The sequence below is a fragment of the Amycolatopsis sp. NPDC052450 genome, from assembly GCF_044547565.1.
Classification (GTDB): Bacteria; Actinomycetota; Actinomycetes; order Mycobacteriales; family Pseudonocardiaceae; genus Amycolatopsis.
The window spans coordinates 47367-68041 of the sequence record NZ_JBIUAQ010000010.1; the positions used below are offsets into that span (position 1 = coordinate 47367).

Below are 20675 nucleotides of genomic sequence, written 5' to 3' on the forward strand. Positions count from 1 at the left end.
ATTCGTCTCCTCGAAAGATCTTCTGCTAGTCATCCGGGCCGAGCAGCCGGCGATGGGCGGAGAGCAGTTCGAACTCCGGCCTTCCGGCCACGAAGCGCTCACACGAGTCGAGCACGTCACGGACGTGCACGCCAGTCGCCGCGACCACGGCCACACCGATCAGTGCCCGCCGATGCAGGTCTTGCTGACCGGCTTCGGCGACGGAGACGTCGAAACGCCTGCGTACCTCGGCCAGCACCGGCTTGATCACGGATCGCTTCTGCTTGAGCGAGTGGACGTCGCCCAGCAGGATGTCGAGCTCAAGAGCTCCTACGAACATAAGGGGTTCTGGGTTGTCGAGAAGTGAAGCGGCGCTCCCCCGCCCAGATGCGAGGGAGCGCCGCCCGTGTCACTTACGCACGCGGCTTTTCGCGCTGCTCGTACGTCTCGATGACGTCGCCGAGCTTCAGGTCGCTGTAGTTACCCAAGGTGAGACCACACTCGAAGCCCTCGCGGACCTCGGTGACGTCGTCCTTTTCGCGCTTCAGCGAGTTGATCGGCAGGTTCTCGACGATGACGTTGCCGTCACGGAGGAGACGGCCCTTGGCGTTACGCCGGATCTCGCCCGAGATGACCATACAACCGGCGATCGTGCCGACCTTCGACGACTTGAAGATCCCGCGGATCTCGGCCTTGCCCAGCTCGACCTCTTCGAAGATCGGCTTGAGCATGCCCTTGAGCGCGGCTTCGATCTCGTCGATCGCCTGGTAGATGACCGTGTAGTACCGGACGTCGACGCCCTCGCGGGTGGCCCGCTCGGTCGCCTTGCCCTGTGCCCGCACGTTGAAGCCCAGGACGATCGCGTTGGACGCGGTCGCCAGGTCGATGTCGGACTCCGTGACGCCACCGACACCGCGGTGGACCACGTTGAGCTCGACCTCTTCTTCGCCGACATCCAGCTGCATCAGCGAGGCTTCGAGGGCTTCGACCGTACCGGAGTTGTCACCCTTGATGATCAGGTTAAGGGTGCTCGTCTCCTTCAAGGCCTCATCGAGGTCTTCCAGGCTGACCCGCTTACGACGCGACGCGTTGAGCGCGTTGCGAGTACGGGCCGAACGCCGTTCGGCGATCTGCCGGGCGACCCTGTCCTCGTCGACGACGAGGAACGTGTCACCGGCGCCGGGCACCGAGGTGAACCCGATGACCTGGACCGGACGCGACGGGGTCGCTTCGGTGACGTTGACGTTGTGCTCGTCGACCATCTTCCGCACGCGGCCGTACGCGTCACCGGCGACGACGGAGTCACCGACGCGCAGCGTTCCGCGCTGGACCAGCACCGTGGCGACCGGACCGCGACCGCGGTCCAGGTGCGCCTCGATCGCGACACCCTGGGCCTCCATGTTCGGGTTGGCCCGCAGGTCGAGCGCCGCGTCCGCGGTCAGCAGGATCGCCTCGAGGAGACCATCGATGTTGATGTTCTCCCGCGCCGAGATCTCGACGAACATCGTGTCGCCGCCGTACTCCTCGGCCACGAGGTTGTACTCGGTGAGCTGCTGCCGGATCTTGTCCGGGTTCGCGCCCTCCTTGTCGATCTTGTTGATCGCGACCACGATCGGGGCCTTGGCGGCCTGCGCGTGGTTGATCGCCTCGACCGTCTGCGGCATGACGCCGTCGTCGGCCGCGACCACGATGACCGCGATGTCCGTGGCGTTCGCACCACGAGCACGCATGGCGGTGAACGCCTCGTGACCCGGGGTGTCGATGAACGTCACGAGACGCGGGCTGCCCTCGAGCTCGGTCTCGATCTGGTAGGCGCCGATGTGCTGGGTGATGCCACCGGCTTCGCCCTCGCGCACCTTCGTCTTGCGGATCGTGTCGAGCAGCCGGGTCTTACCGTGGTCGACGTGACCCATGATGGTCACGACCGGCGGACGGACCTGCAGATCCTCTTCTTCACCCGCGTCTTCGCCGTAGGTGATGTCGAAGGTCTCCAGCAGCTCGCGGTCTTCTTCCTCCGGGCTGACGACCTGGACGACGTAGTTCATCTCGCCGCCGAGCAGCTCGAGGATGTCGTCCGACACGGACTGCGTCGCCGTGACCATCTCACCGAGGTGGAAGAGCACCTGCACCAGCGAAGCCGGGTTGGCGTCGATCTTCTCGGCGAAGTCGGTCAGCGAAGCACCACGCGGCAGGCGGATCGTTTCGCCGCTGCCCTTGGGCAGGCGAACGCCACCGACGCTGGGCGCCTGCATGTTGTCCATGTACTCCATGCGCTTCTGGCGCTTGGACTTCCGGCCCTTGCGAGCGGGACCACCGGGACGCCCGAAGGCACCCGCGGTACCACCGCGGCCACCGGGGCCGCCACGACCGCCGCCGCCACGGAAACCGCCGCCACCGGCCGGGGCACCGCCGCCGCCACCGGGGCCACCGCCACCGGGACGGAAACCGCCGCCACCGCCACCGCCGGGACGGAAACCGCCACCGCCGCCGCCACCACCGGGACCGCCGCGGAAGCCTCCGCCGCCACCACCGGGACCGCCACGAGCGCCGCCACCGGGGCCACCACGGGCTCCGCCGCCGGGGCCACCACGGGCTCCACCGGGACCGCCGGCCGGACGGGCCGGACGGCCCGGCATCATGCCGGGGTTCGGGCGCGGGGGCATGTTGCCCGGGTTCGGCCGGTTACCACCGGGAGCGCCGCCACCGGGACGCGGCGGACGGTTGTCGCCACCCTGCTGGCCACCACCGGGACGCGGGGGACGGTTGTCGCCGCCCTGCTGGCCGCCACCGGGACGCGGGCCGGACGGACGCGGGGCCGGGGAACCGGAACCCACACCGAACGGGTTGTTGCCGACACGCGGAGTGCGCGGGCCGGGCTTCGGGCCGCCGGGCTTGGGGCCCTGCGGCTTCGGCGGCACGACCGAACCCTGCGACGGCGCCTGGGACGCCGGCGGGGTGGCCGGTGCTGCCGGGGTTTCCTTGGGCTCGGACTGCTTCGGCTCGACCGGAGCGGCCTTCGCCGCCGGAGCGACCTCTTCCTTGGGCGCCGGCGGCCGGGGGCCGGGGCGCGGACCCGGGCGGACGCCCGGGGTGTTGGGCCGGGACGGCTGCTGGGCCGGGGCCGACGCAGCCGGAGCGGACTCCGCTGGAGCGGCCGGGGCCTCGGTCTTCGCCGCGGGCGCGGGCTGGGCCTGCTTCGCGGCCGGAGCCGGGGCAGCGGGCTTCGCGGGAGGCGCGGGCGAAGGGCGCGGGCCGGGGGTCGGGACCGACTTCTTCTTGCCGTCCTTGGACGGGTACGCGTCACGGAGACGGCGGGCGACCGGCGCCTCGACGGTGGACGACGCGGACTTCACGAACTCGCCCTGTTCCTTCAACTTGGCGAGAACTTCCTTGCTGGTGATGCCGAGCTCTTTCGCGAGCTCATGTACTCGGGCCTTGCCTGGCACAGCTCTCCTCATCTGGGGAGGCCGGCGGCAGACCCGCAGACCTCGTCCTATTGTCGCGCGTTCATTGATTCAGCTTCACGGCTGACTCATGACGGGTCGACCTGCTTCCTGATTCCATCCGGCACCGGGGATGTCCCGGCGCCCTTAGCCTTCGGCGTGCCGCTCCAGGCGTTCGTGGACACCCTGGGCGTCGAGCGACCCTGGAACACGAAGTGCCCGGGGGAACGCCCTGCGCCGCTCGGCCTTGGCCAGACAGTCCGGCACGGGGTGCAACCAGGCACCCCGGCCCGGTAACCGCCGACGTTCGTCGACGATCAACCGACCGTCCGCCGCGACCACTCGCAGCAACTCGCCGATCAAGGCCCGCTTACGGCAACCCACACAGGTGCGAACCGGGGTTTCCCGGTCATGCTGGAGGTCGGTTCCCGGCCGCGGGCTCTGAACCACTCGTAAGTCTACCGCTTCGACCTTCACTCAGCCGAACCGGTTGCCGCGGCGGGCCGCGGCTGCCCGGCGTGTGCTTCGTCACCCTGGTCAGGGGCGGCGTCACTGCGGATGTCGATACGCCAGCCGGTGAGGCGGGCGGCGAGCCGGGCGTTCTGCCCTTCCTTGCCGATCGCGAGCGAAAGCTGGTAGTCCGGGACGACGACGCGAGCGGTCTTGGCCCGCTCGTCGACGACCCGTACGGACACAACCTTCGCGGGCGACAACGCATTCCCGACGAACTTCGCCGGGTCCTCGGAGAAGTCGATGATGTCGATCTTCTCGCCGGCCAGTTCGCTCATCACGTTGCGCACCCGCGCGCCGACCGGGCCGATGCAGGCGCCCTTGGCGTTGACGCCGGGCACCGTCGAGCGGACCGCGATCTTGGTGCGGTGCCCGGGTTCCCGCGCGACGGCGGCGATCTCGACCGTGCCGTCGGCGATCTCGGGGACTTCGAGGGCGAACAGCTTGTGCACCAGCTTCGGGTGCGAACGCGACAACGTGATCTGCGGGCCGCGGTTGCCGCGCGAGACGGTGACGACGTAGGCCTTGATCCGGTCGCCGTGCTCGTAGGTCTCGCCGGGCACCTGCTCGATCGCGGGCAGCACGCCCTCGATGTCGCCCACCTGGATGATGACCATGCCGCGGGCGTTGGCGCGGGCGTCGCGCTGCACCACGCCGGCGACGATCTCGTTCTCCTTGGCGGAGAACTCGCCGAAGGTCTTCTCGTGCTCGGCGTCGCGCAGACGCTGCAGGATGACCTGGCGCGCGGTGGTCGCGGCGATCCGCCCGAAGCCTTCGGGGGTGTCGTCCCATTCCTCGTCGGTCTGGCCGTCCGGGGTGAGGGTGTGCGCGAGGACGCGGACCAGCCCGCTCTTGCGGTCGATGTCGATCCTGGCGTGCGACTGGTGGCCCTCGGTGTGCTTGTACGCGGTGAGCAACGCGGTTTCGATCGCTTCGATCACCGTCTCGAAGGGGATGTCCTTGTCCCGTTCGATCGCGCGCAGCGCTGCGATGTCGACGTTCACTTCGGCTCCTCCTTCGGCTCCGTGGTGGCGGCGTTCAGGGCCGACGCATCGTTTTCCAACAGTTTCAGGTCCTCGGCAGGTGGTTGCTTGAATTCGATCTCGATGACCGCTTTGGCCACCGAGGCATAGGAGACGTCCCGGATCTCACCGTCGACGAGCACGCGCGCGGACTTCTCCCCCGCGTGCCCGACACGGCCGATGAAGGCGGTGCCTTCGGCCGGGGTGATCTTGACGAGGCGGAACTTCGCGCGCCGCCAGTGCCGCCGCACGGTCAGCGGCCGGTCGAGGCCGGGCGAGGTGACTTCGAGCGTGTACGCGCTCGCGATCACGTGCTCGTTCTCGTCGAGCGCGGCGGAAACAGCCCGGCTGACGCTCGCCACCTCGTCCAGCCCGACGCCGTCGTCCCCGTCGACGACGACCTTGACCAGCTGACGGCGGCCTGCCTGCTGGACCTCGAAGGAATCGAGGTCGAAACCCGCGGCCTTGACGGCTTCGGCCACGATGGGCTCCAGCCTGCTGGCGAGGTCGTTGGGCACGGTGGAGCGCTCCTGTTCGGCTGTGGGCGACCCGGCGGTGTGGATCCGGGTTCGGTAGTGGTCCAGCTTATCCGGTCACCCCCGCGTGACGCGCGAGCGGCGGCCCCGCACGGGGTACTGGCAGGATGGGGCGGCGTGACCGGAAGATCGACAGAGCCCACCTCGCCGAGCCGTCGCACTTTCCTGCGGATGGGAGCGCTGGCCGTGGTGGCCGTGCCGCTGGCCTCCGCCTGCTCCCCCGGCTTCGACGAAACCCCCGATCCGCTGGGCCCGTTGCTGCGTGCCGCGGAGACCGACGCGGCGGGCGCGAAGGCGTTGCCAGGCGCCGAGGGCGAAGCGGTCGCGACGGCACGGGCCGCGCACGCGGCGGCACTCAAGACCGAGGTGGACCGGCTCAACCGGCCGAAACCGGAACAGCAGGGCCCTGCGGAGAACCCGCCGTCGTCGGTGGACGGGCTCAAGGAACGGCTCGCCCAGGCCCGCAAACAGGCCGAAGGTCTCGTGCCCTCACTGCCCCGCTACCGCGCCGGGATGGTCGCCTCGATCGCGGCGGGCTGCGCGGCACTGCAACAGAGCTCGGACAAACTCGGCCGAGGCGACGACGCCGGACCCGTCGAGGTGCCAGCCGGAGTCCAGCTCGGCGGGGAGACGACGGAAGCCGTCCAGCAGGCGCTGGCCGCCGAACACGCGGCGGTCTGGGTGTACGGGCTGGTCAGCGCGTACCTGCCGGCCGCCTTCACCGGCGCGGTGAGCCGCGGCACGGCCGAGCACGTCAAGCGGCGGAACGTCTGCGAGCGGATGCTTTCCGCGGCCGGGCAGACCCCCACCGGACCGGAGGCCGCGTACGTGCCGCCGAGGCCGGTGACCGAGGCGAACTCGGCGATGGAACTCGTGGCGACGGCCGAATCGGACGCGACGGCGGCCTGGCTCGGCGTTGTCGACCGGACCGACGACGCGGCTCTGCGGACGACGGCGCTGAACGCGCTGATCGGCTCTGCGCGGCGAGGGACCGCTTGGCGGGCCGAGTTCGGCGCGAAGCCGGTGGCGATCGCGATGCCGGGCCAGTCGGCTTAACGGCCTTCGCCTCTTAGGTCCGCTTCGGTCCCCATCGCGCGCGCTATGAAGGACTCCTTCATAGCAAAATTTGCTATGAAGGAGTCCTTCATAGCGCTCGTGTGGGCGTGACGGGACCGGTCAGCGGCGCAGGTCGCCCGAAAGCCGCAAGGCGTCGGTCGCGATCCGCTCCAGCGTCGCCTTGTCGGTCTGCTTGTTGTAGAAACCGGCCAGCACGATGGCCACCTCGGGTCCGGTGACGTGGGAGTCGTAGGCCGCGTCCTGTCCGGAGATCTTCGGGGCGCCCTGCGCCTTGAAGGTGCCGTCGCGCACCAGATCGGACACGTTGCCCGTGCCGTCCTTGTCGGTGAGCGCCTTGAGCTGGGTCGCGGTGACCTCGCCGGGCATGGTGACGAGGACCACCGACACCAGCGCCTTCTTCCCGCCGGTCTCCGTGGTGTAGAGCGCCCGCGACAGCCGCTGGCACGGTGTCTGCGTGAAGAACCCCTTGGTGTCGCCGTAGGCCTTGCTCGCGCAGTCGGTGGTGACCTGCGGGCCTTCGACCAGCGTGTACTGGAACTGGCCGCTCTTCGTCGGCGTGTCCGCGACCGGGGCCGGCTCCGGCTCGTGCCGGATCAGCCACCAGAGCAGCGCGGAGACGACCGCGATGGCGACCAGCCCGGCGCCTTTCAGCGCCAGGCCCTTGGTGTCCCTCGACGGCGACGGCGCGGGCGATGGCCCGCCCGGCCCTGCCGGTCGCACCGGCTGAAGCCGGGCCGTTTCCGTCGGTCCCGGGGTAAATTGCGCACCAACCACGGGAACATACGGTAGTTCACGCCGCTCCGGCGGTTCACCTGAACGTGCTTATCACCCGTTCGACGTCGTCAGCCGTGTTGTAGAGATGGAACCCGAATCGCTGCCTTCCGGCCCGGGTACCGGCCACGATGCCGGCTTCCTTCACCCGGGCGGCGTCGGCGTCGAGCGAGACGATCGCGCTCCCCTGACCGGGTGAGCCGAGCGCTTCGAGGAGTGAGTCGGCGAGTCCCGCGCAGTGCGCGCGGACGGCCTCGAGGTCGAGGGAGCCGAGGTAGTCCAGCGAGACGGCGGCGCCGACGAACGAGAGCCAGGCCGGGGACAGGTCGAGCGACCGGGTGCCCTCGGCTAGCCGCAGCGGGAGGCCGTAGACGGTCTGCCAGCGGTCCTCCCCCGCGTACCAGTTCGCGGCGACCGGCACGGCCCGCTCCAGCACCCGCGGGTGCGCGGCCAGCCACGCCGCCCCGCGCGGCGCGAGCAGCCACTTGTACCCCGCGGCGACCACCCAGTCGGCCCAGCCGAGGTCGAGCGGCTGCCAGCCGGCGGCCTGGGTGGCGTCGAGCAGGACCGCCGCACCCGCCGCCTCGGCCGCGGCGCGGAGCGCGCCGAGGTCGATCCGGGTGCCGTCCGCCGACTGGACGACGCTGACCGCGACGAGTTCGTGCCCCTCGACGCGTTCGGTCAGCTCGGTCAACGGGACTTCGGTGACCTTCACCCCGCGATGTGCCTGAGCCGCGAACGGGAAGGTGACGCTCGTGAAGTCGTTCCCGGCGACCAGCACACTGGCGCCGTCGGGCAGACCGGCCGCCACGTTCGCGATCAGCTGCGAAACCGACGCCCCGATCGCGACCCGCTCCGCCGGGACCCCGATCAGCGCGCCGAACCCGGCCCGGGTCCGCGCGACGGGCTCGTCGAAGTCCGCCGGGCGGGCTTCGCCGCGCCGCCACCGCTCGACCGCCTCGGCCACCGCGTCGGCCGCGTGCGACGGCGGGATGCCGATACTGGGCGTGTTCAGATAGCCGGGCGGGACGGCGAATTCGGCTCCGAAGCTCTGCATGCTCCCGAGATTAAGGAGATTCCGGGAGCAGGGCCGCGACGTCGCCGTAGGACGGCGGGGTCAGCGGGAGTTCGCCGCCGTCGCGAACGGCCGTCACCGTGCGCAGTGTGGCGGCCAGCGCCATCCGGTACGGCAGCGATCCGAGGCTGATCCGTGCGACGCCGAGTTCCGCCGCTCCCGCGACGGTGACCTTGCCGGGGAGGAACAGCAGGTTCAGCGGTTTCGCGACGGCCTTCACCAACCGCTCGACGTCCGCGGGTTCGGCGAGCCCCGGCACGAACACTCCGTCGGCTCCAGCGTCCACATAGGACCGGCAGCGCTCGATCGCGGTGCCGATGTCGGGCTCCCCAAGCCAATGCGTGTCCGTCCGCGCGTTGACGAAGAGATCCGGAGCGTGCTCCTTCGCAGCCGCGATCTTGGCCGCGTGCCGCACAGGGTCGCCCAGCGCGTCTTCGAGATTGACGCCCGCGACACCGGCTTCGGCGAGATCCGCGGCCAGTGCCCCGACCTCGCCCGGGTCGTCGCTGAACCCGTCCGCGAGGTCGACGCTGATCAGCACGTCGAGCTCGGCGAGCCGCCGCGCCAGCCGGACGGTGGCGTCCTTGGAGGACGGTGCGCCGTCCGGCTCGCCCTCGGCGGCCGAGACGCCGAGACTGGTCGTGCCGAGCGCCGGGAAGCCTTGCGCGGCCAGGAAGGCGGCCGTGCCGAACTCCCAAACGTTCGGCAGGAGCAGCGGGGATCCGGGGACGTGGAGTGCGGCGAATGCGGTCATGGCACGACGGTAGCGAGCGGACGCTTCGGCGACGGCCGACGTGTCCGGCCCGCCGTGCGGGAAGTTCCGTGAGGGCCTCCTTCCCTACTTTGAGGGTAGGGAAGGAGGCCCTCACGGCCCGGCGAGCCGAAGCGTCAGGCCCGTTCCAGGAAAGGCGTCAGCAGGTCCGGCACGGACTCCTCGGCGAACAGCAGCCCCTGCTCCTCCCCGGCGTCGTACACCGCGTACGCACCGCCTCCGGCGGCCGTGGTCGCCACGACGGTCAGCAAACCCTTGCGCCGCTGGAAGATCGACTGTTTCACCGTCCACCCGATCACGCCTTCGCGTTCCAGCGCGAACGTGCTCCGCCGCACCGTCCCGTGCCGTCCGACGAGGTATCGCCCGGTGATCCCGTGTCCGAGGTTGCGGTAGGCGTCGAGCGCCAGCAGCACCGAAACCGGCAGCAGCACGACACCGAGCGCGGCGCCGATCACCAGCAGGACGTCGGTCAGCAGGAGGCCGAGGATCGCGAAGACCGCCAGCAGGGCCACCACCGAACCGATCCACCAGCGCAGCAGCCGTCCCCGCGCGGCGCGCGGATGTCCGGTCAGCCGGACGGCTTCGGTCGGTGAGACGGGTTCACGCAGCACCGTCGCGGCGACCCGGTTGGCGATCGCGACGGGCGCGGCGGGCAGAAGCGTGTGGTAGTCGGTCTTGTCCTTGTCGTCGCTCTGCCGCATGCCGGTGGCGATCGCGTCGACGCGCGCCGCGCCGGAGATCCGGTTCCCGAGCGGCTCGACGAGGTCGATGCCGCGCATCCGGCGTTCCTCGATCGAGATCGAGCGGGTGGTGAACAGCCCTCGGCGCACCCGCAGTGTGCCGCCGGATTCGCGGTCGAGCCGGTAGTTCCACCACATCTCGATCCACAGGCCCAGCGCGCCGACCACGCCGACGACCATCGCGATCGCCAACAGGATCAAAATCGCCGCCACCAGCGGGATCCCGCGGAACAGGCCGATCACCCAGTCGATCAGACCTTTCTGCAGGCCCGCCCATTCGGAGATCTGCATGAGGCCACCGCCCGCGGCGAGCCCCAGGGTCGGCGTGAGGAACGACATCGGCGCGTAGCGGATCCAGCCCCGGTCCAGTTCGGCGAGCGGCGCGTCCTCGTCGGCCTCCGTGGTTTCCGCGCGGCGCAACAGGTCCGCGCGCAGTCGCTCGGCCTCGGCGCGCGAGACGGGGTTGAGCTTGATCCGGCCCTGTCCGCCCGATTCGTGCGAGCCGGTGCCGATGGTCACCACCGCGACGCCGAACACGCGGTGCAGCGGGTTGGCCGTCAGGTCGACGTTGCGGATCCGTTCGCGCTGAAGGGATTTCCTCGAGCGGAAGACCAGGGTGAACGCCGTCTCCAGCCGGTCCGGCGTGAGCCGGTACCGCACCCCTTTCCAGTAGAACAGCTCCGCCAGTACGCCGCCGCCGACGAGGACCACCGCGCCGGCGACGACCCAGGCGAGGGCGACCCAGAGCCTCGCGCCGCCACCCACGATCGCGAGCGTCGTCGGGATCGCGGCGCCGACGGCCACGCCGGCCATCATCAGCGCGGTGACGGCGAGCGTGCGTTTGTCGAGGGTGCTCCAGCCTTCGAACTCGCCCGAGGTCATGTCGCGTCCCCCGGCGTCGCCTGCGTCGTTTCGGTGAGCTGCTCCGCCAGGCTCGCGGCCAGTTCGTGGTCGAGCCCGCGGATCTTGACCGCGCCCCGCGCCGAGGCCGTGGTGACCGTGACGGTCGCGAGCTTGAACACCTGCTGCAACGGCCCGCGCAGGGTGTCCACGGTCTGGATCCGCGACATCGGCGCGACCCGCCACTCCTGCCAGAAGAAGCCGGAGCGCGCGTACACCGCCGTCTCCGTGACTTCCCAGCGATGCACCTTGAACCACCACAGCGGCATCGCGATCACCCAGACCAGCCCCAGCACCGCGAACACCGCCGCCGGGGTCAGCAGCCAGAACCGCGCGGGCGTGATGAGCAGCCCGAGCACCACCAGTACCAGCACCGGCGCGCCCCAGAAAAGCGTTCCCTGCAGCCGCCACCAGCCGACGACCCGCTGATCCAGCGCGTTCCGCGGCGGCCTCAACCGCACCTTCCCCCGTTCGGCTTCCACCGAGTTCACCCCCGAGATCGTTTACAATGCGATCGCATCGTAATAGCATGCGACCGTAGTGGCAATGCGATCGCATTGCAAACAGCGGAACGGATGGTGAAGGTGCCGAAGCAGGTGGATCACGCCGCGCGGCGGGCGGAGATCGCCGAGGCGCTGACACGGCTGACGGCCACACGAGGCCTGGAGGGAGTCAGCCTCCGGCACGTCGCCGCCGAAGCGGGCATGTCGATGGGCTTGGTGCAGCACTATTTCAAGACCAAGGACGAGATGCTGCTGTTCGCCGTCGAACGCCGCTCACACGTGTACGAAGCGCGCATCAAGGCGCAGCTGGAAGCCGGCGAACTGCCGTCGACACCCAAGGCCATCATCCGCGCGATCCTGACCGAGATCCTGCCGCTCGACGAGCGCAGGCGCGGCGACTGGCTGATGGGCGTCGCGTTCTTCATCCGCGCGATCTCGGATCCCGCCTTCTCGGCCGCGTTCACCGACGGTGTCCCTCAGCTGTTCGACCTGCTCGCCCTCCTGATCCGGCAGGGACAGGACGCGGGTGAGGTCGACAAGTCCGCCGACCCGATGCACGAGTCCGCGATCCTCTGGGCGCTCGCCGATTCGCAGGGCACCAACATCGTGATGAAGCACCGCACCCCGGACGAGGCGCTGTCCACTGTGGATTACCACCTCGACCGGCTGTTCGGTCAGGCGGTGAGCTGACCGTCGTAGCTCTTGCGCGCGTCGAGCACTTCGCCCATGTGGACGCGGGCCCACTTGTCGAGCATGTCGAGCGGTTCGGCGAGGTTGCGCCCGAGCTCCGTCAGCTCGTACTCGACGTGCGGAGGGATCTCCGGGTACGCGGTGCGCGTCAGGATGCCGTCGCGAACGAGGCTGCGCAGCGTCTGGGTGAGGACCTTCTGCGAGATGCCGCGCACGCGTTTGCCGATCTCGGTGAACCGGAGCGGGCCGTCACCGAGCACGCCGACGATCAGCACGGTCCACTGATCGCCGATGCGGTCGAGCAGCGCGCGGGTAGGACAGTCGGGGTCGTACGGGTTTCCGAGCACGTGACCTCCTCACTCTCCTCCGGAGAGTAACACGCTTAGCGAGAGGGAGCGGGCTGCATCAGCGCCTCGAACAGCAGGATCAGATGACGGCGGCCGCGCTCCCACCGCGCCTCCAGTGCGGTCTGGTCGCGGGTCGCCCAGCTGGCGATGAGGATCCCTCGGACGACGTCCATCGCCGTGTACACCGCGTGCAGGAACTCCGGATGCGCCGCGTGGTCCGGCAGCAGCGCCTTGCCGAACTCGACCAGGCTGCTGGTCGCGATCGGCTCGACCACGGCCATCTGGGCGCGCAGTTCCGCGTCGGTCCGCGACGCCACCCACAGCTCCACGGTCGCCGAGAACACCGGCCCCTGATGCATCTCCCACATCAGCTGCAACGCGTCGCCGACCGGGTCGGACGACGCCTTGAGCCGGTCGATCTCCGCCATCGCGACCTCGGTGCGCCTGGCCGCGAGATGCCGGATCGCGGAGGTGACGAGGTCGGTCTTGGTCGGGAAGTGATGCACCTGCGCGCCGCGGGTCACCCCGGCGAGATCGGCGACGCGGGTGGTCGTGGTGCCCGCGTAGCCGTACTCGACGAGGCAGTCGATCGTGGCGTCGAGCAGCCTGACGCGCATCGCGGCGCTGCGTTCCTCCTGCGTGCGTCGTGGTGCGGCCATGCGCCTACTTTATGGTGCGCCGCGCGAGGCGCGGGCGACGACCGGCACAGACAGCGAAGTCCCGCCCAGCTCGAAGGTCACCTCGGCACCGGTCGCGGGCAGCGCCGGGTCGAACATGTCCCCGTCGGTCCCGCCCAGTACGAGCGCGAGCCGATGCCCGGCCGGGACGACGTGGTCGAGGCTGCTGAGCCGGAACGTCATCGTGTACGCCTTGCCCGGTACGAGCGGTTCGCCCCGCCACAGTGACCGGTGGTGGCCGAGGTCGGCCCAGCCGGTGGCCACGATCCGTTTGTCCACAGTGGCCGGATCCGCGACGGTGTCGAGAAAGCATCCGGTGTCCGCGGTGGTACCCGCGCCCCAGCAAGAGCGGGTCTCGGAGTTCTTGATGCCCAGCGCGGGGAACTTCGTGTTCCGCACGGTCGCGGGACCGTAGTCGACCAGCACCGCGCCGAGCCGCGCGCCCGGCTTGGTCGAACGGGCGGTCACCGTCACGGTGGCGGTCCCGGCGACACGCGTGTCCGTCCGTACCGGTTCAGCCGCGAAGACGAGCCGGTCCGGGCTGGCTTGCGACGGGTTCTCGACCCACTGCGACGCCCCCCGCGCCGGGTCGTCGGTCACCGAAGCCGCCCCGCTTCCCGGGCGGCTCGTCAGCCCGCCCGACACCGAAGGCCACAACTCGCGCGACTTCGTGGCCGGCGGCCAGCGGCGTTCGTCGGTCCAGCGGTCCGGCGTGTGCTCGATCCGGATCGCGGGTTCGGTCTCGACGCCGTTGCGGACGCCGAGCAGCCACCGGTCGAACCAGCGGTGCAGCGTCCGCACGAACAGCGATCGGTCGAGGTCGAACGGGTCGACGTGCGCCGCCTGGTGCAGCCACGCCTTGCGCGGCACGCCATACGCGTTCAGGGCCTCCCACCACGGCCCGAACTGGATCGGGTTGACGTTGAGGTCGTGGAAGCCCATCGACGCGAAAACGCTTGCGCGCATCTTGCCGGTCTTCGCCACGTAGTCGAGGCCGCGCCAGTATTCGTTGAAGTTCCCGTCGGTTCCCGCGCGCCGCGCGTTGTCCTCCTCGAACGGACGGCACAGCTTCTCGGCGCGTTCGTTGTACAGGCCGGGGCCGCCGGCCCAGCCGAAGTAGGCGCCGTGGGAATTGTGGACCTCGTAGTAGGAACTGACCCCGGCGATCGGCACGATGGTCTTCAGGCCCTCGATCCCGGACGCCGCCATCCCGATCGCCGTCGCCCCGTCCTGCGACTTCCCGATCGCGCCGACCGACCCGTTCGCCCAGCCCGCGCGGACCCGCTCGGGCCCGAAAGGCGTGCGGAAGGCGTGCGCGCGCCCGTTGAGCCAGTTCACGACGCCTTTGCCGGACGCGACGTCGTCGAAGCACCCGGAGGAGCGATTGGTGCCCCCGACGTCGACCAGCACGACCGCGTATCCGCGCGGGACGAAGTAGTTGTCGTAAAAGAGCGGGAACTGCGACGGCGTGCCGTCGAGCAGGTACGTCTTCGGCTGGCGCTCGTTGCCGCGCCCGATCTTTTCGAAGTACGGGCTGACGTCCATGATCACCGGAACGCGGTGCCCGCGCGCGGCCGGTTCGGCCGGACGGATGATGTCGGCGGCGACGCGGTCGACCTGGCCGTCGCGGTCGAGGTCCTGGCCGGTCTCCACCCAGGCGGTCTCCCGGATGGCCTTCTCGTAGGAGAACACCGGCTCACTGACGCCGTCGCGCAGGACGAACTCGGGCGTCGCGATCGCGGGTGCGGCGGTGAGCAGCAGCATCGCCACGACGGTGGCGGTCACACTCTTGAGCCCCATCGACCGAGTATCGCTTACAAAACCCGAACATCGTCCCCACAATTCTCGTATCCGGCCGCGCGACGCTCTTCGCATGCTGAAACACACCATCGCCGTCTGCCTGACCGCGGCCGGCCTCGTCGCCCTCGCCCCCGCCGCCTCGGCACAGGCCCCGATCACCCTGAGCCCCGAGGAGTCGCAGCAACTGTGCGCCGAATGGCTGCCCAAGCTCACCCAGCGCACCGCGAAGCTCACCGAACGCATCAACGGCGGCCCCGAGATCCGCGGGTCCGTGGCGAATCTCAAGGCCAGGGCCGAGAACCAGCGCAAGAAGGGCCACAACGACACCGCCGACAGGCTCCAGAAACGGGCCGACACCCGCGGCGGACGGCTTCCCGAACTCGCCGCGGCGAAGCAGAAGCTGGACGCGTTCACGGGCGCGCACTGCAAGGCCGGCAAGTGAAACGGCTCCTGGCCGCATCCCTCACCGCGTTCGCGCTGTTCGGCGCGGCCGCCTGCACCGAGGAAAAGCCGGCTTCGAGCCCGGCGCCGGGTGAGCTGAGCGACGTCCAGCGGACCCTCGACGCGATCGAGCAGGACATGGCAGGCGACCCTGCCCCGTGACAGGATCGGCCGGTGACGACACCACCGGGACGCGGGCTGGTACTGGTCGTGGAGGACGACCCCGCGATCGCCGAACTCGCTTCGCTGTACCTGCGGCGGGACGGGTTCGGCGTGCACGTGGAGGCGGACGGCGGCGCCGCGCTCGCCACCATCCGGCGGCTGCGGCCGGTCGCGATCGTCCTCGACATCGGACTGTCCGGAATGGACGGTATCGAGATCTGCCGGACCCTGCGCACCGGCGGCGACTGGACACCGGTGCTGTTCGTGACGGCCCGCGACGAAGAACTGGATCGCTTGCTGGGCCTGGAGATCGGCGCGGACGACTACCTGACGAAACCGTTCAGCCCGCGTGAACTCTCGGCCAGGGTCCGGACCGTCCTGCGCCGCGCCGCCGGAGTGCCGTCGCCCGCCGAGACCTACACGGCGGGCGGCGTCCGCGTCGACGTCACCCAGCGCCGCGTCTGGGCGGCCGACACCGAGATCGCGCTGACGTCGACCGAATTCGAACTGCTCACCCATCTGGTGCGACGGCCCGGCCAGGTGTTCAGCCGCGAGCAACTGCTCAGCTCGGTCTGGGGTTACGCGGCGTCGGCGGGCACCCGGACCGTCGACGTCCACATCGCCCAGCTGCGCGGGAAACTGGGTGCCTGCAGTCCGATCAGGACGGTCCGCGGCATCGGTTACGCGGCGGACGCCGGATGAAACGGACGTCGCTCGCGCTGCGGATCACCGTGGTGTGCCTGGCGATCGCCGCGGTCGCGGTGGTGGTGGCCGGCCTGGTCGCGGCGCGGCTCGTCCGCACCGCCGGGGTCGAGGTGCTCCGGCAGTCGCTCTCGGCGCAGGCCGATGTGGTCGCGAGCCAGCTCGACGAGACCGGGATCGGCAATCGGCTCGCCGTCGGCAAGGTCGCGGAAGTCGTTCGCGGCCAAGGGATCGACGTCGTCGTCCGCCGTCCGAACGGAACGCTCGACGGTGCCGGGACGGTCGCGGCGATCGCCGCTTCGAAAGCGGGATTGACGCGCGCCGGCTCGGACACGGTGTTCGTCGAAGGACGGCAGTACCTCGTCGAAGTCCGCACCGTGGGCGCGAAGGGCGCCGCGTTCGCGCTCGTCCAGTCGACGAAGATCGGCGAAGCGCGCGGACGGCTGCTGGTGCGCAACATCGTGCTCGCGCTCGGCGCCGGGCTGGCGGTCGCCGCGGTCGCGGGGCTGGTGCTGAGCCGGATGCTGTCGCGGCCGCTGCGCCGGGCCGCGTCGGTGGCGAACGGGATGCGGTCCGGACGCCGTGACCTGCGTGTTCCGGTCGAAGGCCCGTCCGAGGTCGCGGACGTGGCGAAGTCGGTCAACGAACTGGCCGACGCCCTGCAGTACAGCGAGGCGCGGCAACGCGAGTTCCTGCTTTCGGTTTCGCACGAACTGCGGACGCCGCTGACCGCGGTCACCGGATTCGCCGAGGCGATCGGCGACGGCGTGGCCGAAGGCGAGGATGCCCGCCGCGCCGGGCAGACCATCCATCGCGAGGCCGTGCGGCTGGAACGCCTGGTCAGCGACCTTCTGGAGCTGGCGAGGCTCGGCGCCGACGAGTTCCGCCTCGACCCGGCCAGGCTCGATCTCGCCGCGCTGGTCGGCGAATGCGCCGACGTCTGGCGGCTGCGGTGCGAACGGCAGGACGTCACGCTGCTGGTCGAACGGCCCGCCGGTGAGGTCCCGGTCATCGCCGATCCGCGACGGCTTCGCCAGGTCGTCGACGGGCTGGCCGAGAACGCGCTGCGCGTGACCCCGGCGGGCGCGCCGATCGTGTTCTCCCTGGTGACCGCCGACGGGCAGGCCTGGCTGGCGGTGCGCGACGGCGGCCCCGGGCTCGCGCCGGAGGACTATCCGGTCGCGTTCGACCGCGGCGTGCTGAACCGGCGGTACCGCGACAGCCGTCCGGTCGGTTCGGGGATCGGGCTCGCGCTGGCGTACGGCCTGGTCACCCGGATGGGCGGAACGCTGACGGCGGGTCCGGCGCCGGAAGGCGGAGCCGCGTTCACCGTGGCCCTGCGGCTAGGGTGAACGAGTGGAGATGTTGCACCTGCGGTACTTCGTGGCCGTCGCCGAGGAACTGAACTTCTCCCAGGCGGCCCGCAAACTGCATATGGCCGCCTCCCCGCTGAGCCAGCGCATCAAGGATCTCGAACACGAACTCGGCCACCGGTTGTTCGACCGCAGCACTCATCACGTCACGCTCACCGCGGCGGGCTCCGCGCTGCTGCCCATCGCGCGGGACGTCCTCGAACAGGTCAACGCGATCCCCTGGCGGCTTCAGGAAGCGGTGAAACCGCGGCGGAGCACCGTGTTCATCGGCATGCCCGCCGGTGTGCACCCGGCTTTGCGCGAACGCGTCAAACAGCTCGAAGAGCGCAGCCACGACCGTTTCGAACTCAAACGCTGGCCGGGGACGACACCCGATCTGGTCGCCGCGGTGCACGAGGGCAAACTGGCGTTGTCGCTGGTCCGGATGCCGGTCACCGATCCCGCGCTGGAGATCGTCCCGGTGCAGGTGGAGCGGCTAGGCGCCGTCGTCCCGGCCGGCCGGTTCGCCGGGCGGGAGACCGTCACCATCGCCGAATTGAGTGATCTGTCCTACATCCCGTCCGCCTCGGAAAGCATTCCTGCCTATTCGGACGACATGGACCATACGTTGTCGAAGGCGGGCATCAAGAAAAGGCTCAAAGTCGGCGGAACCGAATATTCGGGCATTTCCGAATTGGTGGCGAACGGTTCCTCGTTCTCGATCACGATGCTCGACCCGGCCAGCCCGATGCATCTGTTCCTCGTCGACGGCGCCACCATCCTCCCGTTCTCGGATTTCCGTCCCCAGCTGGAGACCGCGCTGGTGTGGCGCCGCGACCGCGCTGCGGAGGGCGACCTCGCCGGACTGGTCGAAGCGGCCCGCGAGATCTTCGCCGAACCGCTTTCGACCTGACGCCATCCCCGGCAATGTCTGATTGATGACTAGATGTGCGGTTCTCGACGGGGGTCGTGAGTGGCAAGTGCCGTTAGAACGACCATTGCCACTCACGGCCCCGCGTCACCCCAGTACATGAAGGACCCCTTCCTTGCGCCTAGGTACAGGAAGGGGTCCTTCATGTACCTCAACCTGACATAAAGCACGACGCCACAACCCCGACAAATTCGCCTCAAGAATGGTATGACCACCGTGGTCATACCATTCTTCGTTTCTTGATCATTCCCTTTCCCGCTATTCGCGCCTAACTTCGGTTGTAGAGCGAACAACGGCGAAGGGAAGCAAAATGACACAAACCGCTACCGGACCGCTGGACGGTGTTCGCGTGATCGACCTCTCGACGGTGGTCATGGGCCCGTACGCCGCGCAGATCCTCGGCGACCTCGGTGCCGACGTGATCAAGATCGAGTCCCCGGCCGACACCGTCCGGGTCGGCAAGTTCCGCACGACACCGGGGATGACGCCGCTCAACCTGAACGTGAATCGCAACAAGCGCAGCGTCGCCCTCAACCTGAAGGACGAGGAGCAGCGCGAGCAGGCGCTCAAGCTGATCGACACCGCCGACGTACTGATCACCAACATGCGCCCGGGCGCGCTGAGCAGGCTCGGCATGAACTACGCCGATGTCGCCGCGCGCAACCCACGCCTGGTCTACGCCCACGCGCAAGGTTTCCGCAGCGACTCGGACCGCGCGGGCCACGCCGCCTACGACGAGACCGTGCAGGCGTCGTCCGGCCTGGTCGACGTCGCGAACCGCGCCCTGGGGAGGCCGGTGTACCTGCCGACGATCATCGGCGACAAGGTGTCCTCCCTGACCATCGCGTACACCGTGCTCGCCGCGCTGGTGCACCGCGACCGGACCGGTGAGGGCCAGCGCGTCGAGATCCCGATGACCGACACGCTGATCGCGTTCAACCTGGTCGAGCACCTGGCCGGGCACGTTTTCGAGCCCGCGGAGAGCCCGACCGGCTTCGGCCCGTCGCTGAACCCCGGTCACCAGGCCGTGCACACCAAGGACGGGATGGCCTGCGTGATCCCCTACAACCCGCGGAACTTCCGCGACTTCTTCCACGCCGCCGGGCGGCCGGAACTGGCCGAGGATCCCCGGGTCAACGGGGACGCCATCGACGGCGCCGACCACGAAGCGCTGGCCGGGATGATCGCGGACTGCGCCCCGGCGCTGACCACCGAAGAGTGGACCGAGGTCTGCGCGAAGCACAGCATCCCGATGGCCCCGGTCCTGGAATTGGACACCGCGCAGGACGACGACTACGTCCGCGACGGTCACCTGCTCGACGTCGTCGAGCACCCGAGCGAGGGCGCGATCCGCACCATCGGCATCCCGGTGAAGTTCTCCGCCACGCCGGGTTCCGTGCGGCGCCTGGCTCCCCTGCCGGGTCAGGACACCGAAGACGTCCTGCGTGAACTCGCCACCATTCGCTGAGGAAGAACCATGAGCACCAACGAAGTACGGACCGAGCGGGTCGGCGCCACGCTGCTGATCACGATCGACCGGCCGCAAGCCCGCAACGCGGTGAACGCCGCCGTCGCCGCCGGTCTTGCCGAAGCACTCGACCTCCTGGAAACCGATCCCGGCCTGCGGGCCGGAGTCCTGACCGGCGCGGACGGCTCGTTCAGCGCCGGCATGGACCTCAAGGCGGCGCTGAAAGGCGAGTCGCCCGAGATCCCCGGCCGCGGGTTCGGCGGGCTGACCGAGGCCGAACTGTCGAAACCGCTGATCGCGGCCGTCGAAGGCTGGGCGATGGGCGGCGGGTTCGAACTGGCACTGGGCTGCGACCTGATCGTCGCCGCCGAAGACGCCAAGTTCGGGCTGCCCGAGGTGAAACGCGGACTGCTCGCCGCCGGAGGTGGCGTGATCCGGTTGCCGAAGCGGATCCCGCACCACCTGGCGATGGAGTTCCTGCTCACCGGCGAGCCGATCGGTGCCGAACGCGCCGGAAGCCTCGGCCTGGTGAACCGGGTCGTCCCGAGCGGCGAGGCCGCCGCGGTCGCCCTGCAACTGGCCGAACAGGTCGCCGCCAACGCTCCCCTGGCGCTGGCCCTGGTCAAGAAGATCGTCCGCGCCGCCGACGGAGTCCCCGACGCGCAAGCGTTTGCCACCCAGCGTGCGGAGCTCCCGGCGCTGATGAAGTCGGCCGACGTGCGCGAGGGCATGCGGGCCTTCGCCGAACGCCGCGCTCCACAGTGGACAGGTGAGTGA

The 20675-nt window shown here is 69.9% G+C and carries 22 protein-coding genes; 9 read left to right on the top strand and 13 right to left on the bottom strand.

Annotated elements, in window-relative coordinates:
• Positions 1-25: 25 nt before the first annotated feature.
• From ACIHAO_RS18650 to rimP, 5 genes are all read right to left on the bottom strand, one after another.
• Complete coding sequence (locus ACIHAO_RS18650; RefSeq protein ID WP_125785253.1) at positions 26-319, bottom strand: DUF503 domain-containing protein; 294 nt, start codon at positions 317-319, stop codon at positions 26-28.
• Between the two features lie 73 nt (positions 320-392).
• The gene (gene infB, locus ACIHAO_RS18655; RefSeq protein WP_396559356.1) at positions 393-3425 is read right to left on the bottom strand and encodes a translation initiation factor IF-2; all 3033 of its coding nucleotides are present in this window, start codon (positions 3423-3425) and stop codon (positions 393-395) included.
• Between the two features lie 144 nt (positions 3426-3569).
• Entirely contained in the window at positions 3570-3899 is a 330-nt protein-coding gene (locus ACIHAO_RS18660) for a YlxR family protein (protein ID WP_396559358.1), read from the bottom strand.
• Positions 3896-4936, bottom strand: a complete 1041-nt coding sequence (nusA, locus tag ACIHAO_RS18665) for a transcription termination factor NusA (protein WP_396559360.1) — start codon at positions 4934-4936, stop codon at positions 3896-3898. The genes ACIHAO_RS18660 and nusA overlap by 4 nt, the downstream gene beginning before the upstream one ends.
• A complete protein-coding gene (rimP, locus tag ACIHAO_RS18670) occupies positions 4933-5472 on the bottom strand; it encodes a ribosome maturation factor RimP (protein WP_396559362.1) in 540 nt (179 codons plus the stop codon). Before rimP ends, nusA begins: the two co-directional genes overlap by 4 nt.
• 135 nt (positions 5473-5607) lie before the next feature.
• Here rimP and ACIHAO_RS18675 point away from each other — a divergent pair, with 135 nt between their 5' ends.
• Positions 5608-6546, top strand: a complete 939-nt coding sequence (locus ACIHAO_RS18675) for a ferritin-like domain-containing protein (protein WP_396559364.1) — start codon at positions 5608-5610, stop codon at positions 6544-6546.
• Between the two features lie 120 nt (positions 6547-6666).
• On the opposite strand, the gene ACIHAO_RS18680 is transcribed toward ACIHAO_RS18675, so the two are convergent.
• The 5 genes from ACIHAO_RS18680 to ACIHAO_RS18700 all read right to left on the bottom strand — a co-directional run bounded on the left by ACIHAO_RS18680 (position 6667) and on the right by ACIHAO_RS18700 (position 11316).
• Entirely contained in the window at positions 6667-7287 is a 621-nt protein-coding gene (locus tag ACIHAO_RS18680; RefSeq protein WP_396559366.1) for a hypothetical protein, read from the bottom strand.
• Between the two features lie 88 nt (positions 7288-7375).
• Entirely contained in the window at positions 7376-8395 is a 1020-nt protein-coding gene (locus ACIHAO_RS18685; protein WP_396559368.1) for an aminotransferase class V-fold PLP-dependent enzyme, read from the bottom strand.
• Positions 8396-8405: 10 nt separating this feature from the next.
• Entirely contained in the window at positions 8406-9167 is a 762-nt protein-coding gene (locus ACIHAO_RS18690; protein WP_396559370.1) for an isocitrate lyase/phosphoenolpyruvate mutase family protein, read from the bottom strand.
• A 134-nt stretch (positions 9168-9301) separates the two neighbouring features.
• Positions 9302-10807 carry a PH domain-containing protein gene (locus ACIHAO_RS18695; RefSeq protein ID WP_396559372.1) on the bottom strand — a complete coding sequence of 502 codons (1506 nt, stop codon included), beginning with the start codon at positions 10805-10807 and terminating at the stop codon, positions 9302-9304.
• On the bottom strand, positions 10804-11316 hold the full coding sequence (locus ACIHAO_RS18700) for a PH domain-containing protein (protein WP_396559374.1): 513 nt from the start codon (positions 11314-11316) through the stop codon (positions 10804-10806). The genes ACIHAO_RS18695 and ACIHAO_RS18700 overlap by 4 nt, the downstream gene beginning before the upstream one ends.
• 84 nt (positions 11317-11400) lie before the next feature.
• Here ACIHAO_RS18700 and ACIHAO_RS18705 point away from each other — a divergent pair, with 84 nt between their 5' ends.
• Complete coding sequence (locus tag ACIHAO_RS18705; RefSeq protein WP_396559376.1) at positions 11401-12018, top strand: TetR/AcrR family transcriptional regulator; 618 nt, start codon at positions 11401-11403, stop codon at positions 12016-12018.
• On the opposite strand, the gene ACIHAO_RS18710 is transcribed toward ACIHAO_RS18705, so the two are convergent.
• The 3 genes from ACIHAO_RS18710 to ACIHAO_RS18720 are packed head-to-tail and all read right to left on the bottom strand — an operon-like array spanning position 12003 to position 14842.
• On the bottom strand, positions 12003-12365 hold the full coding sequence (locus ACIHAO_RS18710) for a helix-turn-helix domain-containing protein (RefSeq protein WP_005166650.1): 363 nt from the start codon (positions 12363-12365) through the stop codon (positions 12003-12005). The two genes, ACIHAO_RS18705 and ACIHAO_RS18710, sit on opposite strands and share 16 nt — an antisense overlap.
• Before the next feature lie 35 nt (positions 12366-12400).
• Positions 12401-12982 (bottom strand): TetR/AcrR family transcriptional regulator, encoded by a 582-nt coding sequence (locus tag ACIHAO_RS18715; RefSeq protein WP_396559736.1) that lies wholly within the window; start codon positions 12980-12982, stop codon positions 12401-12403.
• A gap of 51 nt (positions 12983-13033) precedes the next feature.
• Positions 13034-14842, bottom strand: a complete 1809-nt coding sequence (locus tag ACIHAO_RS18720; RefSeq protein WP_396559378.1) for a CocE/NonD family hydrolase — start codon at positions 14840-14842, stop codon at positions 13034-13036.
• Positions 14843-14915: 73 nt separating this feature from the next.
• Here ACIHAO_RS18720 and ACIHAO_RS18725 point away from each other — a divergent pair, with 73 nt between their 5' ends.
• The 7 genes from ACIHAO_RS18725 (at position 14916) to ACIHAO_RS18755 (ending at position 20675) form a co-directional block, all read left to right on the top strand.
• A complete protein-coding gene (locus ACIHAO_RS18725; protein WP_125793336.1) occupies positions 14916-15284 on the top strand; it encodes a hypothetical protein in 369 nt (122 codons plus the stop codon).
• A complete protein-coding gene (locus ACIHAO_RS18730) occupies positions 15281-15445 on the top strand; it encodes a hypothetical protein (protein ID WP_396559381.1) in 165 nt (54 codons plus the stop codon). Before ACIHAO_RS18725 ends, ACIHAO_RS18730 begins: the two co-directional genes overlap by 4 nt.
• Before the next feature lie 12 nt (positions 15446-15457).
• The gene (locus ACIHAO_RS18735) at positions 15458-16147 is read left to right on the top strand and encodes a response regulator (protein ID WP_396559383.1); all 690 of its coding nucleotides are present in this window, start codon (positions 15458-15460) and stop codon (positions 16145-16147) included.
• The gene (locus ACIHAO_RS18740; RefSeq protein WP_396559385.1) at positions 16144-17499 is read left to right on the top strand and encodes a histidine kinase dimerization/phospho-acceptor domain-containing protein; all 1356 of its coding nucleotides are present in this window, start codon (positions 16144-16146) and stop codon (positions 17497-17499) included. Before ACIHAO_RS18735 ends, ACIHAO_RS18740 begins: the two co-directional genes overlap by 4 nt.
• A gap of 4 nt (positions 17500-17503) precedes the next feature.
• The gene (locus ACIHAO_RS18745) at positions 17504-18412 is read left to right on the top strand and encodes a LysR family transcriptional regulator (RefSeq protein ID WP_396559387.1); all 909 of its coding nucleotides are present in this window, start codon (positions 17504-17506) and stop codon (positions 18410-18412) included.
• Between the two features lie 328 nt (positions 18413-18740).
• Entirely contained in the window at positions 18741-19898 is a 1158-nt protein-coding gene (locus tag ACIHAO_RS18750) for a CaiB/BaiF CoA transferase family protein (protein ID WP_396559389.1), read from the top strand.
• Positions 19899-19907: 9 nt separating this feature from the next.
• Positions 19908-20675, top strand: coding sequence for a crotonase/enoyl-CoA hydratase family protein (locus ACIHAO_RS18755; protein ID WP_396559391.1), 768 nt, complete (start codon positions 19908-19910; stop codon positions 20673-20675).